This is a genomic window from Salinigranum rubrum (assembly GCF_002906575.1).
Classification (GTDB): domain Archaea; phylum Halobacteriota; class Halobacteria; order Halobacteriales; family Haloferacaceae; genus Salinigranum; species Salinigranum rubrum.
Genome location: NZ_CP026309.1, coordinates 372,869 through 390,565, shown reverse-complemented (window position 1 = coordinate 390,565; position 17,697 = coordinate 372,869). Strand labels below are relative to the sequence as shown.

The window sequence follows — 17,697 nt, the reverse complement described above, 5'->3', positions numbered from 1 at the left end:
CGTCAAAAGCCGTTCGTTCCGCTCGCTGCCGTCAGGGCGTTCTATCAACCTTTATGCCCGTGGCGCGTCTCGAACGATTCAATGGCTGGATCCGACGAGGAGAGTCTCGACGACCTCCCACCGAGCGCGAAACTCGTGTTCAAAGTTCTCGAATACAACGGCCCACTCACCCAGAAGGGAATCGTCGAGGAATCGATGCTGTCGGCCCGGACGGTTCGATACGCCCTCGAACGCCTGGAGGGCATCGGCATCGTCGACGAGGACGTCTACTTCGCCGACGCCCGGCAGAACCTCTACCAACTCAACGAGACCGCCGACGAGTTCAAAAGCGGCGAGGAAGCCGACGCCGAAGCCTGCGCCGCCGAGTAACGCGACCTGACCGCCTGATCCCCGTCTCCCTCCCGTTCGGTCCCCCGGAGACACTCGCCCACCGTCAGTCCGACCGTGCTCGATAGCCGTAGGCGACCGACATCTCCGACACCTCGATGAGTAAAATCGCCGTCGTACCCTCAAGGAGCTACATCTACCCGGTGGACGAGTGGTCGGTATGACCGAGGACACGTGGGACGCGCGTCAGGTCGTGGTCGTCATCGCGTGCGTCGCGCTCGCGCTCAGGGTCCCCGCGCTCGGCGCGCGCGTCGCCCACTTCGACGAGGGGCGCGTCGCGTACTGGGCGCTCCGCTACCACGAGACCGGCGCGATCTCCTACCGGTACATCGTCCACGGCCCGCTCGTCCAGCACCTCGACGCCGCCCTGTTCGGCCTCCTCGGCCCGACGGACGCCGTCGCCCGCCTCCCCGTCGCCGTCGTCGGCGGTCTGCTCCCGCTCGCCGCGCTCCTGTTCCGCGAGCGACTTCGAGACGGAGAGGTCGTCGCGCTCGCGGCGCTTCTCGCTCTGAACCCCGTCTTGCTCTACTACTCGCGCTTCCTCCGGAGCACGCTCCTCGTCGCCGCGTGCGCGTTCGTCGCGTTCGGAGCGCTCGTCCGGGCGGTCGACACCCGCCGGGTCCGGTACGTGTACGCGGCGGGCGTCCTCGTCGCGCTCGGCTTCGCCGCGAAGGAGAACGCGCTCGTCTACCTGCTCGTCTGGGTCGGCGCGACGGCACTGCTCGTCGACCACGAACTGTTCCGGCCCCAGGGCGAGGGAACCGGCGTCGACGTGCTCCGACGGCGCGGACGGCGAGTGGTCGCCGCGGTCCGGAACCCGAATCGGCGCCACCTGGCGCTCGCGGGGCACGCCGTCGGCGTCGTCGCCGTCGCGCTGCTCGTCACGTTCTTCCTCTTCGCCCCGCGCGTCCCCGACGGCGTCGGACTGTGGGACGCGTTCCGACGGCCGACGCTGTTTCCGACCGTCGTCGACGCGACGGTGACGGACGTCGGGAACGGACTGTCGTACTGGTTCGGCGGCACCACGGAGCCAGGGTGTCACAAGGACAGCGTCGTGACCGCCTACGGCTGTTTTCTGGGACGGTTTCTCCGGACGCTCGCGCTCGCGGCCGGTCCCCTGTCGGTGTTCGCCGTCGGCGGCTTCCTCCTCGAACGGTACGCGACACCCGACCCTCGCCCGCTCGTGCTGTTCGCCGCCTACTGGGGGTTCGTCAGCGTCGTCGGCTACCCCCTCGGGACCGACATCTACGGCGCGTGGATCACGGTGAACGCGCTCGTTCCGCTGGCCGTCCCCGCGGCCGTCGGCCTCGCGTTCGTCGCCCGCCGCGGTCACAGGGCGTTCGAGTCGGGCGACCGGGTTCGGGCGGGAGTCGTCGCCGTCGCGCTGTTGCTCGTGGTCGGACAGGTCGGTGTCACCGCCGCGACGGCGACCTATCTGGACTCCCAATCCGCCGAGAACCCGCTCGTCCAGTACGCCCAGCCGACCGGGGAGTTCCGTCCCGTGTTCGAGCGGGCGGCGAGCGGCCCGGATTCAGGGACGGACGTCGTCTTCTACGGCGAGACGTTCGTCGCCACCGGGGCCGACAGCCCCATCCCGCCGCCGTGTACCGACCTGCAGAAGGCGCTCCCGCTGCACTGGTACGTCGTCCGCGCGGACCTGAACGCGACGTGTGCGGCCGATTCGGAGGCGCTCGACGCCCGTCTTCGAGAAGGGAAGCCGGCGCTGGTCGTCTCGACGGTCGAGGACAGCGGGGAGATCAGGCCGCTGCTCGACGGTTACGAGACGCGGCGTGTCGACCTCCGCGCCCCCGGACGGGAGACGGTGTTCTTCGTTCGGACGCCGGAGAGCGGCGAGAGCCGACCGCGTGAGTGACCGAGCGCGTCAGGCCGAGACGACCGTGATGCGCTGCTTGCGGTCGATGGCCTGCTCCAACTCGTCGGCGATGGCGCTCCCGCGCGAGACCTGGATGTCGCCGCCCCGCCCGACCGTGGCGGTGAACAGGTAGTCGCCGTCGGCGCGCACCTCGACCGTCTCGCCGACGTGTTCGTCCATCCGAATGACGACGTGCCGCGAGGTGACCTCTGGCGTGACGACCGTTCCCTCGACCGGGCCGCCGGAGGACGGAGAGGAGTTCGACGAGGACCCGGCGGGCTTCTCGTCGTGGGTGCGGACGTCGATGTCGATGCCTAGCCGGTCCTCGACGTCGGAGATGCGTCCGCCGCCCTTCCCGATGACGTAGGAGATGTCGTCGTCGTCGACGTAGACGACGGCCCTGTTCCCCCCCTCCAACTGAACGTCGACGTGGCCGCGGGCGATAGAGCGTATCTCGCGTTCGATCTCCTGGCGGGCGAGGCGGTCGACGCCGGACTCGTCCGCGTTCCCATCCGAGAGCGGGACGGTGACGACCTGCCGGTTGAACGTGTAGATTTCGTACTCGGGACGGCCCGTCTCGAAGTCGGTCACCTGGATGACCGGGCGGGCGAGGTCCTCGGCGGTGAGTCCCTCCGGCACCTTCACCTCGGTGGTGACGTCGTACACCGTGTGGACCTTCCCGGCTTCGATGTAGACGACGGTGTCGACGACCTGCGGGATCATCCCGAGTTCGACGCGGCCCACTAGCCGTTGGAGGGCGTCGATACCGCGGGTGGCGTGGACGACGCCGACCATTCCCACGCCCGCGAGGCGCATGTCGGCGAACACCGAGAAGTCGTTCGTCTTCCGCACCTCGTCGTAGATGGTGTAGTCCGGGCGGACCAAGAGCAAGGAGTCGGCCGTCTTCTCCATCTCTCCATCCAAAGCGGTGTACTGGGTGATCTCGGGACCGACCTGAAGGTCCCGAGGTTTCTCCATCGTCTTCACCGCGTAGTCCGACTCGTTGAGGAACTCCGCGACGGCCTGGGCGAACGTCGATTTACCCGCCCCCGGCGACCCCGAGATGAGAACGCCGCGCTGGCGCTCCTTGAGTCGCGACCGGAGTTCGTCGGCGAACTCGTAGTCGTCGAGGTCGGTCTTGGCGATCGGTCTGACGGCGGTGATCTCGACGCCGTCCGCGAACGGAGGGTGCGCAACGGCGATCCGATAGTCGCGGAACTGGACGATCTTCATCCCCGGTTCGTCGAGTTCGATGAAGCCGTCCGGCGAGGAGCGCGCGGAGTTGACGATGTCGTCGGCCCACGCCTTCATCGTCGCTTCGTCCGACACCTCGTCGCGGATGGTCTCGTAGTGCATATCGCCGAGCGCGCCGCGCTTCGCTTTCGGGCGGGTGTCGGTCTTGAGGTGGACCGACATCGTCTCGTCGTCGAAGAACTCCTCGATGATCAGGTCGCCGGAGCCACGCACTCGCGCCTCGACGAACTCGACGTCGACCTGTTTCGCCCGGGCGACCTCCGCCTGGACGGCGTCGCTGGTGAGAAGCGTCGCGCCGTGTTCGGCCGCGAGGTCACGGATGAGGGCGTCGATGTCGCCCTCGTACGAGGCGCGCTGTTCCTGTGCGGTCGGCCGTCGGCCGACGTACTCGAGGGCGATGTCGCCGGCGTCCGCGAGGTCGGCGAGTCGCTGCAGTTCCGACAGTCCGTCCCATCCGGTGTCGTGGCCGTCGTTGGCCTGCGACTCGAGCTCGCCGACGACCGCCTCGGGGACGTAGACGGTGGCTCCGTCGTACGACCCGTCGTCGACGCGCTCGGACACGCGGCCGTCGATGACCGCGCTCGTGTCCGGCAGTATCTTCATATCCCGTCGTTCAGTCGGAAGCCAGATAAGGGTGTTTACCCGCACTCGCAGGCCGTTCGCCGGGTGTGAGTCGTCCCCCACGTGAGCCGCGTGCGACAGGTCCCGTCGTCACCCTCTCAGCGACCGACGGCGCGGAGAGCTGACGACGGACAGCAGGTGCAGGGAACAGTGGTTTGATAGTAACAGACCGGCTACTAGTCGTGTTCTACCACGACGACGAACTCCAGTTCGAGGTCGAAGTCGAAGAGCCGGACCCGTACTTCGCGAAGATGCTCCAGCAGGCCATCGGCGGGGCCGAGGGCGAGATGCGCGTCGCCCTGCAGTACATGTTCCAGGCGTTCGCCGTGCCGACGGACAAAAAGGAGTACCGGACGCTGCTGATGGAGACGGCGGTGGAGGAGCTCGGTCACATCGAGATGCTCGCGACGGCCGTCACGAAGAACCTCGAAGGCGCGCCCGAGCACCTCCGTGAGGAGGCGCGAAGCGACTCCGTCATCGCCGCGATGATGGACGGCGGGCAGCCGCGACAGGCGCTCTCGGCGGGGCTCCACGCGATGCCGGTCGACAGCAACGGCGTCCCCTTCACCGGCAACTACGTCGTCGCCAGCGGCAACCTCGCCGCGGACCTGTACGCGAACGTCATGGCCGAGTCGACCGGTCGCCTCCTCGCCACCCGTCTGTACGAGATGACCGACGACCGGGGGATGAAGGAGATGCTCGAGTACCTCATCGCCCGCGACACGATGCACCAGAACCAGTGGCACGCCGCGCTCGAAAGCCTCGACGACCACGTCCCCGTCCCGGCGAGTTTCCCGCAGGAAAAGGAGAACCAGGACGTCAACTACGAGTTCATGTCGACGTTCCGCGACCGACACGAGGACCCCGACCAGCCCTGGACCAGCGGGACGTCTCCCGACGGCAACGGCGAGTTCTCCTACGGGTACCAGCCCGGCGGCGGCGAACCCGACGTGAAGGAGATGCTCGAACGGATGTACAACGAGGTCAACTGAACGCGGCCGCGGAGCGAGTCACCGACACCGACACCGACACCGACATCACACGGCCGTGGCTGCCGCCGCTCCGACGCCGACCGGACTGATGTGTCGACGACGCCGACGACTACAGCCCTCTTGTCGACCCGGTACGCTCGCTCCGTTCCGCCCGCAGGGCGGCGGCACCGGCGAGCAGGAGGACGAGGCTCCCGGCGACCCACACCAGGTCGTAGGCGTCGAGCGCGGGGAACGTCGTGTGGTGGAGTCCGAGCACGTAGTGGTCGACGACGCCGTCGTAGAGGTTGAACGCGCCCGTCCCGAGCACCGTCGCCGCGACGAATCGACTGGCCGACCACGGGACGTCGGAGCGGGGGGCGGTACGCCAGAGGAGAACGAACCCGGCGCCCATGACGACGAGCATCGCCAGGCAGAACAGGCCGTCGGCGACGAGGTTGAGCCGAAGCCCGGCCCTCGTGGTCGGGTCGACCAGCCCGGAGATCAGGTGGTGTTCCTGGAGGACGAAGTGGAACAGGAGCACGTCGAGCAGTCCGCCCAGTCCGAACCCCATGACCCCGCCGGCGACGACGAGCGGCCGGTCGAACCGCGTGGAGAGCGCCATGGACTCACGCTCGCCCCGGCGAGCCAAGAAGACGAGGCCGGACAGTGCAAGCCCGCGAGCGACGGTCGCTCCCGTCCAGGCTGCGAGCGCACGGACGGGGCGTCCGAGGGCGCGTCTCGGACGAACCTTTTTCGGCCGTGCCCGCGCCTGTCAGTCAATGACCGACGACGTTCGAGTCTCCGGAATCGACCACGTCGAACTGACCGTCCCCGACCGACGCGAGGCGGCCGAGTGGTACGAGCGCGTGTTCGGGCTGAGCGTCCTCGACGAGTACGAGTCGTGGGGCGACGACCCGGGTGGGCCGCTGATGATTTCGAGCGACGAGGGGGCGACGAAGCTCGCGCTGTTCGCTGGCGAACCGACGACCGGACTCGACGAGTACCGCGTCGCCTTCAGCGTCGACGCGGCGGGGTTCCGCGCGTTTCTCGACCGACTCGACGAGGAACCGCTGTTCGACGCGACGGGCGAGCGGGTCACCGCGGGCGACGTCGTCGACCACGACCGCTCCGCGTCCATCTACGTCACCGACCCGTACGGGCACGCGCTGGAACTGACCACCTACGAGTACGACGCTCTCGGCGACCTGTTCGAGCGGGACGGCTGACCGAGGGGCCGGCGACGGAGCGCGGAGCCGAGCGGAGGACGGGACCGTATTCAAGAGCGACCAGACCGACGAACGGGTATGCACACGACAGCGGACGTCGGAGAACTGGCCCGGTCGCTGGTCTCGGTACCGAGCCACGAGGACGAGACCGAGGTGGGCGACGCCATCGAGGACTGGCTCCGCGCGAACACCGATGCGGACGTGACGCGCGACGAGTCGGGGAACGTCATCGCCCGCCGGGGGTCGGGCGAAACGTCACTCGCGCTCGTCGGTCACCACGACGTGGTCCCGCCCGCGGAGCGTCAAATCGACGGCGACGAGTACGTCGTCGAAGAATGCGACGGTCGGCTGTACGGCCGCGGGACGGCAGACATGAAGGGTGCCGTCGCGGCGTCGATGTGCGCGTTTCGGGACGCGACGCCGGGAGGGAGCGAACTCCTGTTCGTCTCGTTCGTCGGCGAGGAGCAGGGCGGCATCGGCGCGCGGGCCGCGCTCGATTCGGGGTTCGACGTCGACTACGCCGTCGTCGGCGAGGGGTCGACCGGCTACTCCGCGCCCGGGGTGACCGACGTCGCCGTCGCGCACAAGGGACGGCGGGGGAGCACGCTCGTCGCTCGCGGCGAGGCCGCCCACGCGAGCGAGGTCGAGTCGGGGACGAACGCCGTCTACCGCGCCTGCGACGCCGTGGACGTCGTTCGCGGGTTCGCGTTCCCCGAGACGGAGGTGCTCGGCCACTGGATGGAAGGGAGCGTCGCCGTCACCGAAATCGAAGGCGGGACGGCGTGGAACGTCATCCCCGACCGGTGTGAGGTGACGGTCGACGAGCGGACCGTCCCGGGGGTGCGAGCGCCGCTGGAGCGGGTCGAGGAGATAGCAGGCGTCGAGTGGCGCGTCGACCAGGACCTGCCGCCGATGGCCTGTGACGACGCGGCGTTCGCTGACCTGGTTCTCGACGCCGCCGCCGAGGCGCAGAACGGGGCTCCAGAGCACGTCGTGAAGCCGCACGCGACCGACGCGGGGTGGCTCGCCGACACCGGGACGACCTGTGTCGTCTGCGGGGCGGCCGAACCGGGAGAGGCGCACACGAAAGGCGAGTCGGTGAGCCTTGCCGTGGTAGAACGGTGCTACCGAATCTACCGCGGGGTCGCAGAGCGGTTCGGGTGAGCACCGGTTCGATGCCGGAGCCACGACGGGAAGCACGGAGTTGATAGCCGCGGCCTCCCATGGGGAGGTATGGCGACCGAACCCTCCACCGCAGAGACGCCCGAGGCGTACGACCAACTCCTCTCGAAGGTAAAGCGGATCAACAACGTCGAGGCGGCGTCGATGCTCCTCTCGTGGGACCAACAGGTGATGATGCCCGAGGGGGGAACGCCGGCGCGCTCACAGCAACTGTCGACGCTGTCGGCGCTCCAGCACGAACTGCTCACCGAGGAGGAGGTCGGTGACCTCCTCGACGAACTGGAAGGAGAGACGCTCTCGCCGGAGCGGGAGGCGGTCGTCCGCGAGGTGCGTCGAGACTACGAACGCGCCGTGCGCGTCCCGACCGACCTCGTCGAACGCATCTCACAGAAGACGTCGGAGGCGCTGCCCATCTGGGAGCAGGCGAAGGCGGAGAACGACTGGTCGCAGTTCGCCCCGCACGTCGAGGAACTCGTCGACCTCAAGCGGCAGTACGCCGAACACGTCGACCCCGACGCCGACCCCTACGAGGTGCTGTTCGCCGACTACGAGCCGTGTCTCTCGCTCGAACGCGCCGAGGAGATTCTGACCGAAATCCGCGAGACGCTCGTCCCGATGATCGACGAGATTCGAGACTCGGAGACGCCCATCACGACCGACGCGTTCTCGGGGCAGTTCGACACCGAGGTGCAAGAAGAGGTCGCCCGGGAGGCGCTGACGATGCTCGGCTACCCGTGGGAGCGCGGTCGACTCGACACCTCCTCGCACCCCTTCTCGACCGGGACGCAGTTCGACGCCCGGGTGACGACCCGGTTCAAGGCCGAAGACCCCATCGACGCGCTCACCGCGACCATCCACGAGTTCGGGCACGCGACGTACAACCTCGGTCTGCCCGACGACGCGTACGCGACGCCGCTGGGCGAACACCGGGGGCTGTCGGTCCACGAGTCGCAGTCGCGGCTGTGGGAGAACCACGTCGGGCGCTCGCAGGCGTTCTGGGAGCGGTTCCTCCCGACGATGGCCGAGTACTTCCCCACTATCGAGGAGATGACGCCGCGGGAGGCGTACGAGTCGGTGAACCAGGTGTACGAGGACAACCCCATCAGGGTGGAAGCGGACGAACTCACCTACCACCTCCACATCGTCCTCCGGTTCGAAATCGAGCGCGCGCTCATCGCGGGCGAACTGAGCGTCGAGGACGTCCCCGAGGTGTGGAACGACAAGATGGAGGAGTATCTTGGGTTCCGTCCCGAGACGGACGCGGAGGGGTGTCTGCAGGACATCCACTGGTCGCACGGGTCGTTCGGCTACTTCCCGACGTACTCGCTCGGGAGCGCGATGGCCGCACAACTGTTCCAGGCGGCCGAGGCCGACCTGGGCGACGTCGACGCGCTGACCCGCGAGGGCGAGTTCGACACCCTGCGCGAGTGGCTCCGCGAGAACGTCCACCGCCACGGCCAGCGCTACGAGACGAACGCACTGGTGAGAGAAGCCACCGGCGAGGACTTCTCGGCCGACGCCTTCACCGACTACGTCACCGAGAAGTACGGCGCGCTGTACGACCTCGAACGCGTCTGAATCCCCCCGGACCCGTCCCCATCACCCGTGCGTTCCGTCCCGGACGCACAACACCGCGCGAACGTGACGCGAACCGCACCGTAGTGCGAAAGGGTACCATGGCAACAGTAGACATAAGTAACGTCACGCCGTACCATGGCTCGTATGGCAGCCGAACCCAGCGACTTCGAAGACGAAGTGTTCGATCAGTTCCTCTCGGACCGCGGACACGAGACGACACCGGTACGCTGGGACCAGTCGTATAACAAGCTTCAGTGCCCGGAGTGCGGCGGACTCCACGACACCTCCGCGAACCGGTGTTCGGTCTGCGGATGGAACCCGAGCACCTGAGCCGTCGCGACACGTCGTACGGCCCCGCGTTCTTCTTTCGGCGTCGGTATCGAACCGGCACCGGGAGGTACGCGTCGTCTGTCCCGAACGGCGACGCGACGAGGCACGTCGTTTATGAACCAGCGGGGCGTGAACGGGTACAATGAGCGAAGCACCGACCGTCACCCGGTTGTTCGGTGGCCCGGGGAGCGGGAAAACGACGGCCCTCCTCGACCGCGTCGAGACCCTGCTCGAGGAGGACGATATCGACGTCTCCGACGTTCTCGTCGTCTCCTACACGCGCGCGGCCGCGGCCGAGATTCGCGAACGACTCGCGGAACGACTCGGCACGAACCCGCGGGTGTTGAAGGGGAACGTCTCGACGATGCACGCGAAGGCGTACGAACTGTTGAACCTCTCGCGCGGCGACGTCGTCGGCGAGAAGGACAAACAGGAGTTCTGTGAGGAGTACGGCATCGAGTACGAGGACGAGTACAAGAGCGGCGGCCGCCGGACCGCCCGTTCGACCACGCTCGGGAACAAGATTATCGCCACCTCGCAGTGGCTCCAGCGGACGAGACGGGACGTCGCCGACTGGTACGACGTCCCCTTCCAGTGGAACGTCGAGGAGGTTCGGCTCCCCCCGACATCGACCCGAACGCCCAGGAGGGCAACAAGTACACGCCGACGTGGCCCTCCTCGGACGACCGCGTCGACATTCCGGAGACCATCCGCGCGTGGCGGAAGTACAAGGGTGACAACGGCCTCGTCGGCTTCGCGGACATGCTCGAACGGGTGAAGCAGCGCTCGCTCGTCCCGCACGTCGACTACCTCGTCATCGACGAGTTCCAGGACATCACGACCCTCCAGTACGACGTCTACGAGGAGTGGAAGCCCCACATGAAGAAGGTCCTCATCGCCGGCGACGACGACCAGGTCGTCTACGCCTGGCAGGGCGCGGACCCGGACCTCCTCCTCGACACCCCCCGCGACGAGGACGTCATCCTCCCGAACTCCTACCGCTTACCCTCGAAGATTCTCAACGTCGTCAACCGCGAGATTCGCCACATCGAGAAGCGCCAGGAGAAGGACCTCAAACCCCGCAAGGAAGGCGGGAGAGTCGAGGGCGTCCACAACCCCTCGATGCTCGACCTCGCCCGGAACGTCCGCTACACCGTCGAACAGGACGAGGGGACCGTGATGATCCTGTTCCGGGCGCGCTACCAGATGTTCCAGTTCATCGACGAGTTCCTCCCGCTCGGGATGCCCTTCTCCACCCTCACCGACCAGCGGATGTGGACCGACCGGCTCACCGACTACGTCCACGCCGTCGAGAAACTGGTCGACGACGAACCCATCTCAGGGTTAGAGGCCCGCCGACTGGCCGACATGCTCCAGGAGTCGGCGTTCGGCTCGAACGAGCGCGACGACTTCTACGACCTCATCGACGAGTACGAAGAGAGCGCGGACACTGACGACCTCGCGGCCTTCACCATCCCCGGCGACGAGATACGGAACCTCGCCCCGTTCGTCCCCGACGGGGCGTCGGCGTCGGACATGGTCCGCAAGGTGACCAGCTTCCAGCGAAAGTCCGTCGCGGCGTACTTCAAGGGCCCCTACCAGGGGATGGACCCCGACCACGTCCGCCTGGGAACCATCCACTCCGCGAAGGGTCGCGAGGCCGACCACGTCTTCGTCTCGACGGACCTCACGGAGAAGGTCGTCGAGCAGATGGCCGCCTCCGTGAGCGACGAGGAACTCGAATCCCACGGTATCGAGGGGTTCACCTCGACGACGAGCCCCGTCCCCATCCTGACCGACAACGAACGCCGCGTCTTCTACGTCGGGATGTCCCGCGCCCGCGAACGACTCGTCATCCTCGAGAACCTCGTCGACGGCGCGCCCACCCTCCCGGTGAGCGTCCTCCTCCACAACGAACTCCGCGAGGAGGAACTGGAGGAGTTGCTCGACGCGGCCCAGGAGCCGACGGCGCCGGAACCGTAGCGCGCTGTGCCCGCCGGCCACGAAACCGAGTTCGACCCCCGGCGCGTCCGCGCGAGCCGTGTCGAGCGAGGGCTGAGCGTCGTCCGCGACCGACTCCGGACCGACGGGGCCAGGGTGGCGTTCGTCCACGCCGGGAGCGACGCCGACAGCGCGTACCTCGGGAGCGACGCCGTCGTCGTGACGGCCGATGGCGCCGTGAGACTGGTCGAACGCGGCGACGACTGTTACGACGCCGGGGTCACGAGGGCGGAGCGCGAACACGCCGAACTCCGCCCCGTCGACGACCCCGCGGGGTCGGTCGCGTCCGTCGTCGACGAACTGGTCGGCGACGGAGGACGAGTGCTCACGCCGCGTGCGGTTCGCCACGACGCTGCGCTCTTTCTCGAACGCGCGGGTACGACCTCGCGTCGACAGCAGCGCTCGAAGAGGCACGGGCGGTGAAGACGCCCGCCGAGCGCGACGCCGTCCGAGCGCTCGGGACGGCGACGGGGAGCGGATTCGACACGGCAGCCGAGCGCCTCGCCGGGGGCGACGTCAGGGAGGGGAGGCTCCACGACGCCGAAGGGCCGCTGACGGCCGACCGACTCGCCCGCTCGGTGGCCGCCGCGCTCGCAGGGAGTGGCGTCGAGACCCCCGACGTTCGGGTGAGAGGAGTCGGCACGGACGCGCTCTCGGCCGGCCGACCGGTCGTCGTGGACTGTCAGCCGGTGGGACCGAGCGGGACACGGATTCGAGCGGCGTGGACGTTCGTCGTCGACGGCGACGGCGGGTGGGAGCGACGGGCGCAACTGGCCCTCGACGCCGCCCACCGCGCCGGCCGCGACCGACTCTCCGCCGCGCTCGACGGCGACTCAGTGACGGCGGGGGAAGTCGCCGGCGAGGTCCGCGCCGAGGTGACGGCGTACGGGTTCGAAGAGCCGTCGGTGACGGTTGACGGCGTCGGACTTGCGTCGCGCGAACGACCGCGGGGCGGCGAGGAAGTCGAGTCCGGACAGGTGGTGGTCGTCGCGGCGAGCGTCAGTCGAGCGGGAGACGAGACCGTGAGCGAGGGGCGACGGACGGACGTCGTGCGCCACGTCGAGACGCTCTGTCTCGACGGCGACGACGGTGGCAGCGTCGAACGGGTCGTCCCGCTTCCGAAGTCGCTGTCGCCGTCGCGGGCGCTCGACTAAGTCAGTCCTGGTTCTCCTCGTCGTCGGGCATCTTGACCGCCTTGCCGACGGCCTTCTCGGCAGCCGCCGCGGGGATGTCGGTCGGTGTCGTGAGCATCCGGGGGAGGAGGACCATCAACACGGCGACGACGAGAGCGACGCCGCCGAGGAAGGTGTCCCCGCGGAGGAGCGTGTCGACGCCGAAGATGCCGAGCGGGATGGCGAAGACGAGGCTCGCCGCCAGCTGGATCGATTCGGAGATACCCAGCGCCATGGGGAGCGGTTGGCGAGCGGGCGGTAAAAACGCGCCCCTTCTCGTCGCCGAGGCGAACACCTAAGCCGAAACCGCTCGGTTGGACCGATATGATCCTCGGACTGCCGACCGAAACGGCGCTGGTGTTCGGGCTCATCCTCGTCACGGTCGCGCTGTTCGTCACCGAGGTCGTCTCACCCGACATCGTCGCCATCGGACTCGTCGTCGCCCTCGTCGTCCTCGGGCCGTGGACGGGAATCTCGGCCGAGGAAGGGCTCTCGGGGTTCTCGAACCCGGCGACGGTGACCATCCTGGCGATGTACGTCCTCTCGAAGGGTATCGAAGAGACGGGCGTCGTCCGGCGCCTCGGCGCGGAGGTGGCCCACGTCACCCGAGGGAACGAGAACCGGTTGCTGGCGGCGGTCGTCGCCCTGACGGGACCCATCGCCGGCGTCATCAACAACACCCCGGTCGTCGCGGTGTTCATCCCGATGGTGACCGACCTCGCCGAGGAGGCGGGCGTCTCGCCGTCGAAGCTCCTCTTGCCCCTCTCGTACGCGTCGATGCTCGGCGGGACGCTCACCCTCATCGGGACGGCGACGAACCTCGTCGCCAGCGACCTCTCGGCGTCGCTCATCGACCACCCGTTCAGCATGTTCGAGTTCACCTCTCTCGGCCTCGTCGTCCTCGTCGTCGGAAGCGTGTACCTCCTGACGGTCGGCAAGGCGCTCACGCCGGCGCGGGTGACGCCGGGCGACAGAACCACCCAGTACGAGATCGACGCGTACCTCGCACGGGTGCTCGTTCCCGCGCGGTCGCCGCTCGTCGGCGTCCCGGCCGCGGACGTCGCGAGCGACGCCGCCCGCGACCTCGACATCGACATCCTCGACGTCGTCCGCGGCCACGAACACTTCATCGCGACCGACTCCGACCGGGAACTGAACGCGCGCGACATCCTCACCGTTCGGGGCGCACCCGACGAGATCAAGCGCTTCTGCGACGTCGCCGACCTCCGGTACCTCCCGCGGGCGACGGTGGGCGACGACGAACTCGACAACCCCGCGGAGGGGACGCTCGTCGAACTGGTCGTCCCCTCCGAGTCGTCGGTCGTCGGGGATACCATCGCCGGGGCCAGAGTGCGAGAGCGGTACGACGCGACCGTCATCGGGGTCCGTCGGCGGAACGGCGACCTGGTTCGGGAGCGCTTCGGCCCGCACGTCATCGAGGCCGGCGACTCGCTGTTGTTGCAGACGACCGAGGAGACGGTCGAGTACCTCCTCGAAACCCACGAGTTCGTCGTCACCGGCGAGATTCCGGACCTCATCGACCGCATTCGGGGGCGGGAACTCCAGCCGACGACGCTCCCGGCGCTCGCAATCGTGGGGAGCGTCATCGGGTTGGCGGCGCTCGGCGTCGTCCCCATCGTCATCGCGGCGCTGGGCGGCGTCGTCGCGATGGTCGTCACGGGCATCCTCACGCCGTCGGACGCCTACGACGCCGTCAACTGGAACGTCATCTTCCTCCTCGCGGGCGTCATCCCGCTGGGGCTGGCGATGCAGGATACCGGCGGCGTCGACGTGCTGGCCTCGGGCGTCGTCGCCCTGTCAGCGCTCGTCCCCGCCGTGGGGATGCTCGCGGCCTTTTACCTCCTGACGGGGTTGCTCGCGAACGTCGTGACGCCCGTCGCGAGCGTCGTCCTCCTCCTCCCGATCGCGGTCGACACGGCGGGACGCATCGGCGCGGACCCGTTCGCGTTCGTCCTCGCCGTGACGTTCGCGGCCTCGACGGCGTTCATGACGCCCGTCGGATACCAGACGAACCTCATGGTGTACGGTCCCGGCGGGTATCGGTTCACCGACTACGTCCGCGTGGGCGCGCCGCTGCAGGCGCTTTTGACCGTCGTGACCACGCTCGGCATCGTCGTGCTGTGGGGAGTGTGAGTCGTCGAGACGTCGGCAAGGTCCAGGGTGAGAGTCAGGGTCAATCGGCGATGACGCCCGCCGGGAGGTCGTCCTCCATGTCCTCGGCGCTCAGCCCGGTCGTGACGATGATACGGAACCCGCTTCTGACCGACATGTCGAGCTCCCACAGTTCCTCCTCGGGGACCATCATGAGTTTGCCGACCGTCGGGTTGGGGCTGTGGGGAATGAAGACGGTCAGGAGGTCCTCACCGGTCGCCTGCTCGACCCGTCGGGGGCTCTCGCTCGTAACGAAGCCGAGCATCCAGTGGCGCTCGCGGGGGTACTCGACGAGGACGACCCGGTCGTAGCTCTCTGTGGACTCGGTGAGCGACTCCGACACCTGCCGGACACCGAAGTAGATGGTCCGGACGAGCGGGATGAGTCGGACGCCGCGCTCGAACCCGCCGAAGAGCCGCTGTCCGAGGCTCTTCGAGGCGAGATAGCCCGCGAACGTGATGGCGGTGGCGATGAGCAGCGCCGAGAGCACCTGCGAGACGAACACGAGGTCGCCCGAGTAGTCGAGCGTGGTCGCGAGGAACGGCTGGACCTGCCGGACGACCGGACGGATGGTCGACGTGACCCACTCGAACGCGAACTGGAGGACGAACAGCGTCACCGCGAGCGGCGCGACCAGGAAGAGACCGGTGATGAAACTGTTCCGCAGCCGCGTGGCCAGAGACATACAAAGCGTCGCATGTGGGACGATAAAAGCGTACGGCCCACTCGCAGTCGGAGGACGGGGGGTACGATGGGTGTGTGGGGCGGTGAACGCGCGAGTGGCTCTCGTCGCAGTGAGTGGAGACATCGGGAGGGTCACAGCGGTGACTGAGGACCCCAGGAAGACCGCACGGTACACGGGCGCGGTGTGGCCGCAACCGCCAGCCACCCCAACCACACCAAGACAGGGTGGTGCGGTGGCGCGTGAGAGCGAGCAACGCGAGCGAACGCGCGAGGGGTGAGGAGCGCAGCACCGGAGGTGCGAGCACCGCAATCGGCTGGGGAGGCCTGTGGCTTCACCGCGCCCGTGCACCGCGCGACCATGTGTTCGAGTTCGTGTGCACCCTTGTACCGCCGACCGCTGTTCGTTTCCAGCCACCGAGCCGTACACCCGCCGAGCCCGAACGAGCAGAGAGAACGGAGAGAAACCCGTATACGGAACCACCCCCAACCCCGGGTATGTTCACCGGAATCGTCGAGTCCACGGGCGAGATACGGTCGGTGACGGCGACCGACGACGGCCGCAGGCTGCGTATCGGCCACGACTTCGAGGCGCTCCACCACGGCCAGTCGATCAGCGTCAGCGGCGTCTGTCTCACCGTCGAGCGGTTCGCGGAGGGGTGGTTCGAGGTGTTCCTCGCCAGCGAGACGGTCGAGAAGACGTATCTCGGGGAGGTCGGCGAGGGAGACGTCGTCAACCTCGAACGTGCGCTCGCCGCCGACGGGCGGTTCGACGGTCACCTCGTGCAGGGTCACGTCGACACGACGGCGGTCGTCGAGAGGGTCGAACGCGTCGGCGAGGACTGGCGTTACACGTTCTCGTTGCCGTCTGACGTGCGGCAGTACGTCGTCTCGAAGGGCTCGGTCGCGCTCGACGGCATCTCGCTGACCGTCGCCTCCCGGGAGGAGGAGACGTTCGACGTCGCCATCATCCCGACGACGTACGAACTGACCTCCCTCTCCGAGAAGGACCCGGGCGACCCCGTCCACGTCGAGGTGGACGTCGTCGCCAAGTACGTCGAGTCGATGCTGGAGGGCTATCTCGCGGGCGTCGACGAACGGATCTGAGTCCGAGTTCGCGACGCTACTCGAACTCGGTCGGCTCCGAGCGGAACGCGCTCTCGTGGGCCGTGTCCTCGGCGTGGGCGTGACGGTAGGCGTCGCGGTACCGCTTGATCTTCCTGATGAGGTAGAGGCCGAACACCCCGTCGAAGAGGATGACGTAGGCGAAGAACGCCGCGAGCGGCGGGAGACCGGTCAGCGTCGAGATGATACCGGAGCCGATGCCGACCGTGGAGTTGTAGGTTGCGTGGATGAGCGCCGCGATGATGAGCCCCTTGATGACGATGGGGCCGGCGTTCTCGCGGTTGAACTTCGCCAGGCCGAGGTAGTAGCCCGCGATGGCCGAGTAGATGACGTGGCCCGGACCGGCGAGCGCCCGAACCGCCGTGATGCCGCCGCCCATGCCGATGAGGCCGAGGCCGAGGTCCATCTCGGTCCCCGTGCCGAGGTTCTGGGTGATGTACAGCGAGTTCTCGATGGTGGCGAAGCCGAGGCCGGCCATCGCGCCGTAGACGGCACCGTCGACGACGGCGTCGAACTCGCTTCGACGGTAGGCGTGGAGACGAACCGCCAGCAGTTTGACCGTCTCCTCGACCGGCCCGACGACGACGAAGAAGAACGCGACCGACCCGATGAAGCCGAGCGTCTGGAACGCCGGCCGGGCCAGCGAGTTGAGGACGGCCGCGAAGTTGGCCGTGAGCACGCCGAGGAGGAACGTGGCGACCAGTAACGAGAGCGGTTCGTTCGTCGTGACGTCGCTGTAGTAGACGTACGCCGCGAGCCCCAGGGCGGGAATCGCCGAGAGGAGGGTGAGGACGCCGACCTGAAGGTCCGTGAGCGCGGCCAACCCACCGATGGCGAGCAGGATGAGAAAGGCGAGGAGGATGACGGCGACCCGTGCGGTCCCGACGATGAGGCGGTAGATGGCGACCGCGAGTCCGTCGAGGGACGTCCGTTCCTCCCACGTCGATACGTCGTAGAGGTCGACACCGTCGTCCGACGCGGACTCGACGGGGTCAACGCTGTCAGTCATGGTCGTACCTGTCACCGTGTGGCTTAATGTCTTACCACCGCTGCTTGCAAGCAGGTCCCGTTCCAGGGCGACGAAACGGACGAAGGCTGAAGCGTTGAAGACCCCTGGGACACAC

Annotated in this window: 16 protein-coding genes and 1 pseudogene; 12 read left to right on the top strand and 5 right to left on the bottom strand. The window is 68.0% G+C overall.

Annotated elements, in window-relative coordinates:
* The first annotated feature begins 81 nt into the window (after positions 1-81).
* Both C2R22_RS01890 and C2R22_RS01885 read left to right on the top strand, forming a co-directional pair.
* Positions 82-369 (top strand): MarR family transcriptional regulator, encoded by a 288-nt coding sequence (locus C2R22_RS01890; protein WP_103424073.1) that lies wholly within the window; start codon positions 82-84, stop codon positions 367-369.
* Between the two features lie 178 nt (positions 370-547).
* Positions 548-2,260 carry a flippase activity-associated protein Agl23 gene (locus C2R22_RS01885; RefSeq protein WP_103424072.1) on the top strand — a complete coding sequence of 571 codons (1,713 nt, stop codon included), beginning with the start codon at positions 548-550 and terminating at the stop codon, positions 2,258-2,260.
* Between the two features lie 9 nt (positions 2,261-2,269).
* Here the strand turns inward: C2R22_RS01885 and C2R22_RS01880 are convergent, their stop codons facing one another.
* Positions 2,270-4,117 (bottom strand): PINc/VapC family ATPase, encoded by a 1,848-nt coding sequence (locus C2R22_RS01880; protein ID WP_103424071.1) that lies wholly within the window; start codon positions 4,115-4,117, stop codon positions 2,270-2,272.
* Positions 4,118-4,317: 200 nt separating this feature from the next.
* Between C2R22_RS01880 and C2R22_RS01875 the strand changes: the two genes are divergently transcribed.
* Positions 4,318-5,127 (top strand): manganese catalase family protein, encoded by an 810-nt coding sequence (locus tag C2R22_RS01875; RefSeq protein ID WP_103424070.1) that lies wholly within the window; start codon positions 4,318-4,320, stop codon positions 5,125-5,127.
* Between the two features lie 109 nt (positions 5,128-5,236).
* Here C2R22_RS01875 and C2R22_RS01870 read toward each other — a convergent pair whose 3' ends face one another.
* A complete protein-coding gene (locus C2R22_RS01870; protein ID WP_162562333.1) occupies positions 5,237-5,728 on the bottom strand; it encodes a DUF2243 domain-containing protein in 492 nt (163 codons plus the stop codon).
* A 157-nt stretch (positions 5,729-5,885) separates the two neighbouring features.
* Between C2R22_RS01870 and C2R22_RS01865 the strand changes: the two genes are divergently transcribed.
* The 7 genes and pseudogenes from C2R22_RS01865 (at position 5,886) to C2R22_RS01835 (ending at position 12,577) form a co-directional block, all read left to right on the top strand.
* Entirely contained in the window at positions 5,886-6,332 is a 447-nt protein-coding gene (locus tag C2R22_RS01865; protein WP_162562332.1) for a VOC family protein, read from the top strand.
* 78 nt (positions 6,333-6,410) lie between these two features.
* The gene (locus tag C2R22_RS01860) at positions 6,411-7,496 is read left to right on the top strand and encodes a M20 family metallopeptidase (protein WP_103424067.1); all 1,086 of its coding nucleotides are present in this window, start codon (positions 6,411-6,413) and stop codon (positions 7,494-7,496) included.
* 69 nt (positions 7,497-7,565) lie between these two features.
* Entirely contained in the window at positions 7,566-9,092 is a 1,527-nt protein-coding gene (locus C2R22_RS01855; RefSeq protein ID WP_103424066.1) for a carboxypeptidase M32, read from the top strand.
* 144 nt (positions 9,093-9,236) lie between these two features.
* Positions 9,237-9,422, top strand: coding sequence for an HVO_0416 family zinc finger protein (locus C2R22_RS01850; RefSeq protein WP_103424065.1), 186 nt, complete (start codon positions 9,237-9,239; stop codon positions 9,420-9,422).
* A 142-nt stretch (positions 9,423-9,564) separates the two neighbouring features.
* Positions 9,565-11,405 (top strand): annotated as a pseudogene (locus C2R22_RS01845) (UvrD-helicase domain-containing protein).
* 6 nt (positions 11,406-11,411) lie between these two features.
* Entirely contained in the window at positions 11,412-11,846 is a 435-nt protein-coding gene (locus C2R22_RS01840) for a hypothetical protein (protein WP_103424064.1), read from the top strand.
* The gene (locus C2R22_RS01835) at positions 11,843-12,577 is read left to right on the top strand and encodes a M24 family metallopeptidase (protein ID WP_103424063.1); all 735 of its coding nucleotides are present in this window, start codon (positions 11,843-11,845) and stop codon (positions 12,575-12,577) included. The genes C2R22_RS01840 and C2R22_RS01835 overlap by 4 nt, the downstream gene beginning before the upstream one ends.
* A gap of 1 nt (position 12,578) precedes the next feature.
* Here C2R22_RS01835 and C2R22_RS01830 read toward each other — a convergent pair whose 3' ends face one another.
* The gene (locus C2R22_RS01830; RefSeq protein ID WP_103424062.1) at positions 12,579-12,830 is read right to left on the bottom strand and encodes a DUF7533 family protein; all 252 of its coding nucleotides are present in this window, start codon (positions 12,828-12,830) and stop codon (positions 12,579-12,581) included.
* 89 nt (positions 12,831-12,919) lie between these two features.
* On the opposite strand from C2R22_RS01830, the gene C2R22_RS01825 reads away from it, so the two are divergent.
* The gene (locus C2R22_RS01825; protein ID WP_103424061.1) at positions 12,920-14,749 is read left to right on the top strand and encodes an SLC13 family permease; all 1,830 of its coding nucleotides are present in this window, start codon (positions 12,920-12,922) and stop codon (positions 14,747-14,749) included.
* A gap of 40 nt (positions 14,750-14,789) precedes the next feature.
* Here the strand turns inward: C2R22_RS01825 and C2R22_RS01820 are convergent, their stop codons facing one another.
* The gene (locus tag C2R22_RS01820; RefSeq protein ID WP_103424060.1) at positions 14,790-15,452 is read right to left on the bottom strand and encodes a DUF502 domain-containing protein; all 663 of its coding nucleotides are present in this window, start codon (positions 15,450-15,452) and stop codon (positions 14,790-14,792) included.
* Between the two features lie 494 nt (positions 15,453-15,946).
* Here C2R22_RS01820 and C2R22_RS01815 point away from each other — a divergent pair, with 494 nt between their 5' ends.
* Complete coding sequence (locus C2R22_RS01815; protein ID WP_103424059.1) at positions 15,947-16,555, top strand: riboflavin synthase; 609 nt, start codon at positions 15,947-15,949, stop codon at positions 16,553-16,555.
* Positions 16,556-16,571: 16 nt separating this feature from the next.
* Here C2R22_RS01815 and C2R22_RS01810 read toward each other — a convergent pair whose 3' ends face one another.
* Positions 16,572-17,582 carry a PrsW family intramembrane metalloprotease gene (locus tag C2R22_RS01810; protein WP_103424058.1) on the bottom strand — a complete coding sequence of 337 codons (1,011 nt, stop codon included), beginning with the start codon at positions 17,580-17,582 and terminating at the stop codon, positions 16,572-16,574.
* Positions 17,583-17,697: the final 115 nt, after the last annotated feature.

Excerpts from the sequence above, each read along its gene's own strand:
- C2R22_RS01890 (WP_103424073.1), top strand. The coding sequence starts at position 82 with ATGGCTGGATCCGACGAGGAGAGTCTCGACGACCTCCCACCGAGCGCG.
- C2R22_RS01885 (WP_103424072.1), top strand. The coding sequence starts at position 548 with ATGACCGAGGACACGTGGGACGCGCGTCAGGTCGTGGTCGTCATCGCG.
- C2R22_RS01880 (WP_103424071.1), bottom strand. The coding sequence starts at position 4,117 with ATGAAGATACTGCCGGACACGAGCGCGGTCATCGACGGCCGCGTGTCC.
- C2R22_RS01870 (WP_162562333.1), bottom strand. The coding sequence starts at position 5,728 with ATGGCGCTCTCCACGCGGTTCGACCGGCCGCTCGTCGTCGCCGGCGGG.
- C2R22_RS01865 (WP_162562332.1), top strand. The coding sequence starts at position 5,886 with ATGACCGACGACGTTCGAGTCTCCGGAATCGACCACGTCGAACTGACC.
- C2R22_RS01860 (WP_103424067.1), top strand. The coding sequence starts at position 6,411 with ATGCACACGACAGCGGACGTCGGAGAACTGGCCCGGTCGCTGGTCTCG.
- C2R22_RS01855 (WP_103424066.1), top strand. The coding sequence starts at position 7,566 with ATGGCGACCGAACCCTCCACCGCAGAGACGCCCGAGGCGTACGACCAA.
- C2R22_RS01850 (WP_103424065.1), top strand. The coding sequence starts at position 9,237 with ATGGCAGCCGAACCCAGCGACTTCGAAGACGAAGTGTTCGATCAGTTC.
- C2R22_RS01830 (WP_103424062.1), bottom strand. The coding sequence starts at position 12,830 with ATGGCGCTGGGTATCTCCGAATCGATCCAGCTGGCGGCGAGCCTCGTC.
- C2R22_RS01825 (WP_103424061.1), top strand. The coding sequence starts at position 12,920 with ATGATCCTCGGACTGCCGACCGAAACGGCGCTGGTGTTCGGGCTCATC.
- C2R22_RS01820 (WP_103424060.1), bottom strand. The coding sequence starts at position 15,452 with ATGTCTCTGGCCACGCGGCTGCGGAACAGTTTCATCACCGGTCTCTTC.
- C2R22_RS01815 (WP_103424059.1), top strand. The coding sequence starts at position 15,947 with ATGTTCACCGGAATCGTCGAGTCCACGGGCGAGATACGGTCGGTGACG.
- C2R22_RS01810 (WP_103424058.1), bottom strand. The coding sequence starts at position 17,582 with ATGACTGACAGCGTTGACCCCGTCGAGTCCGCGTCGGACGACGGTGTC.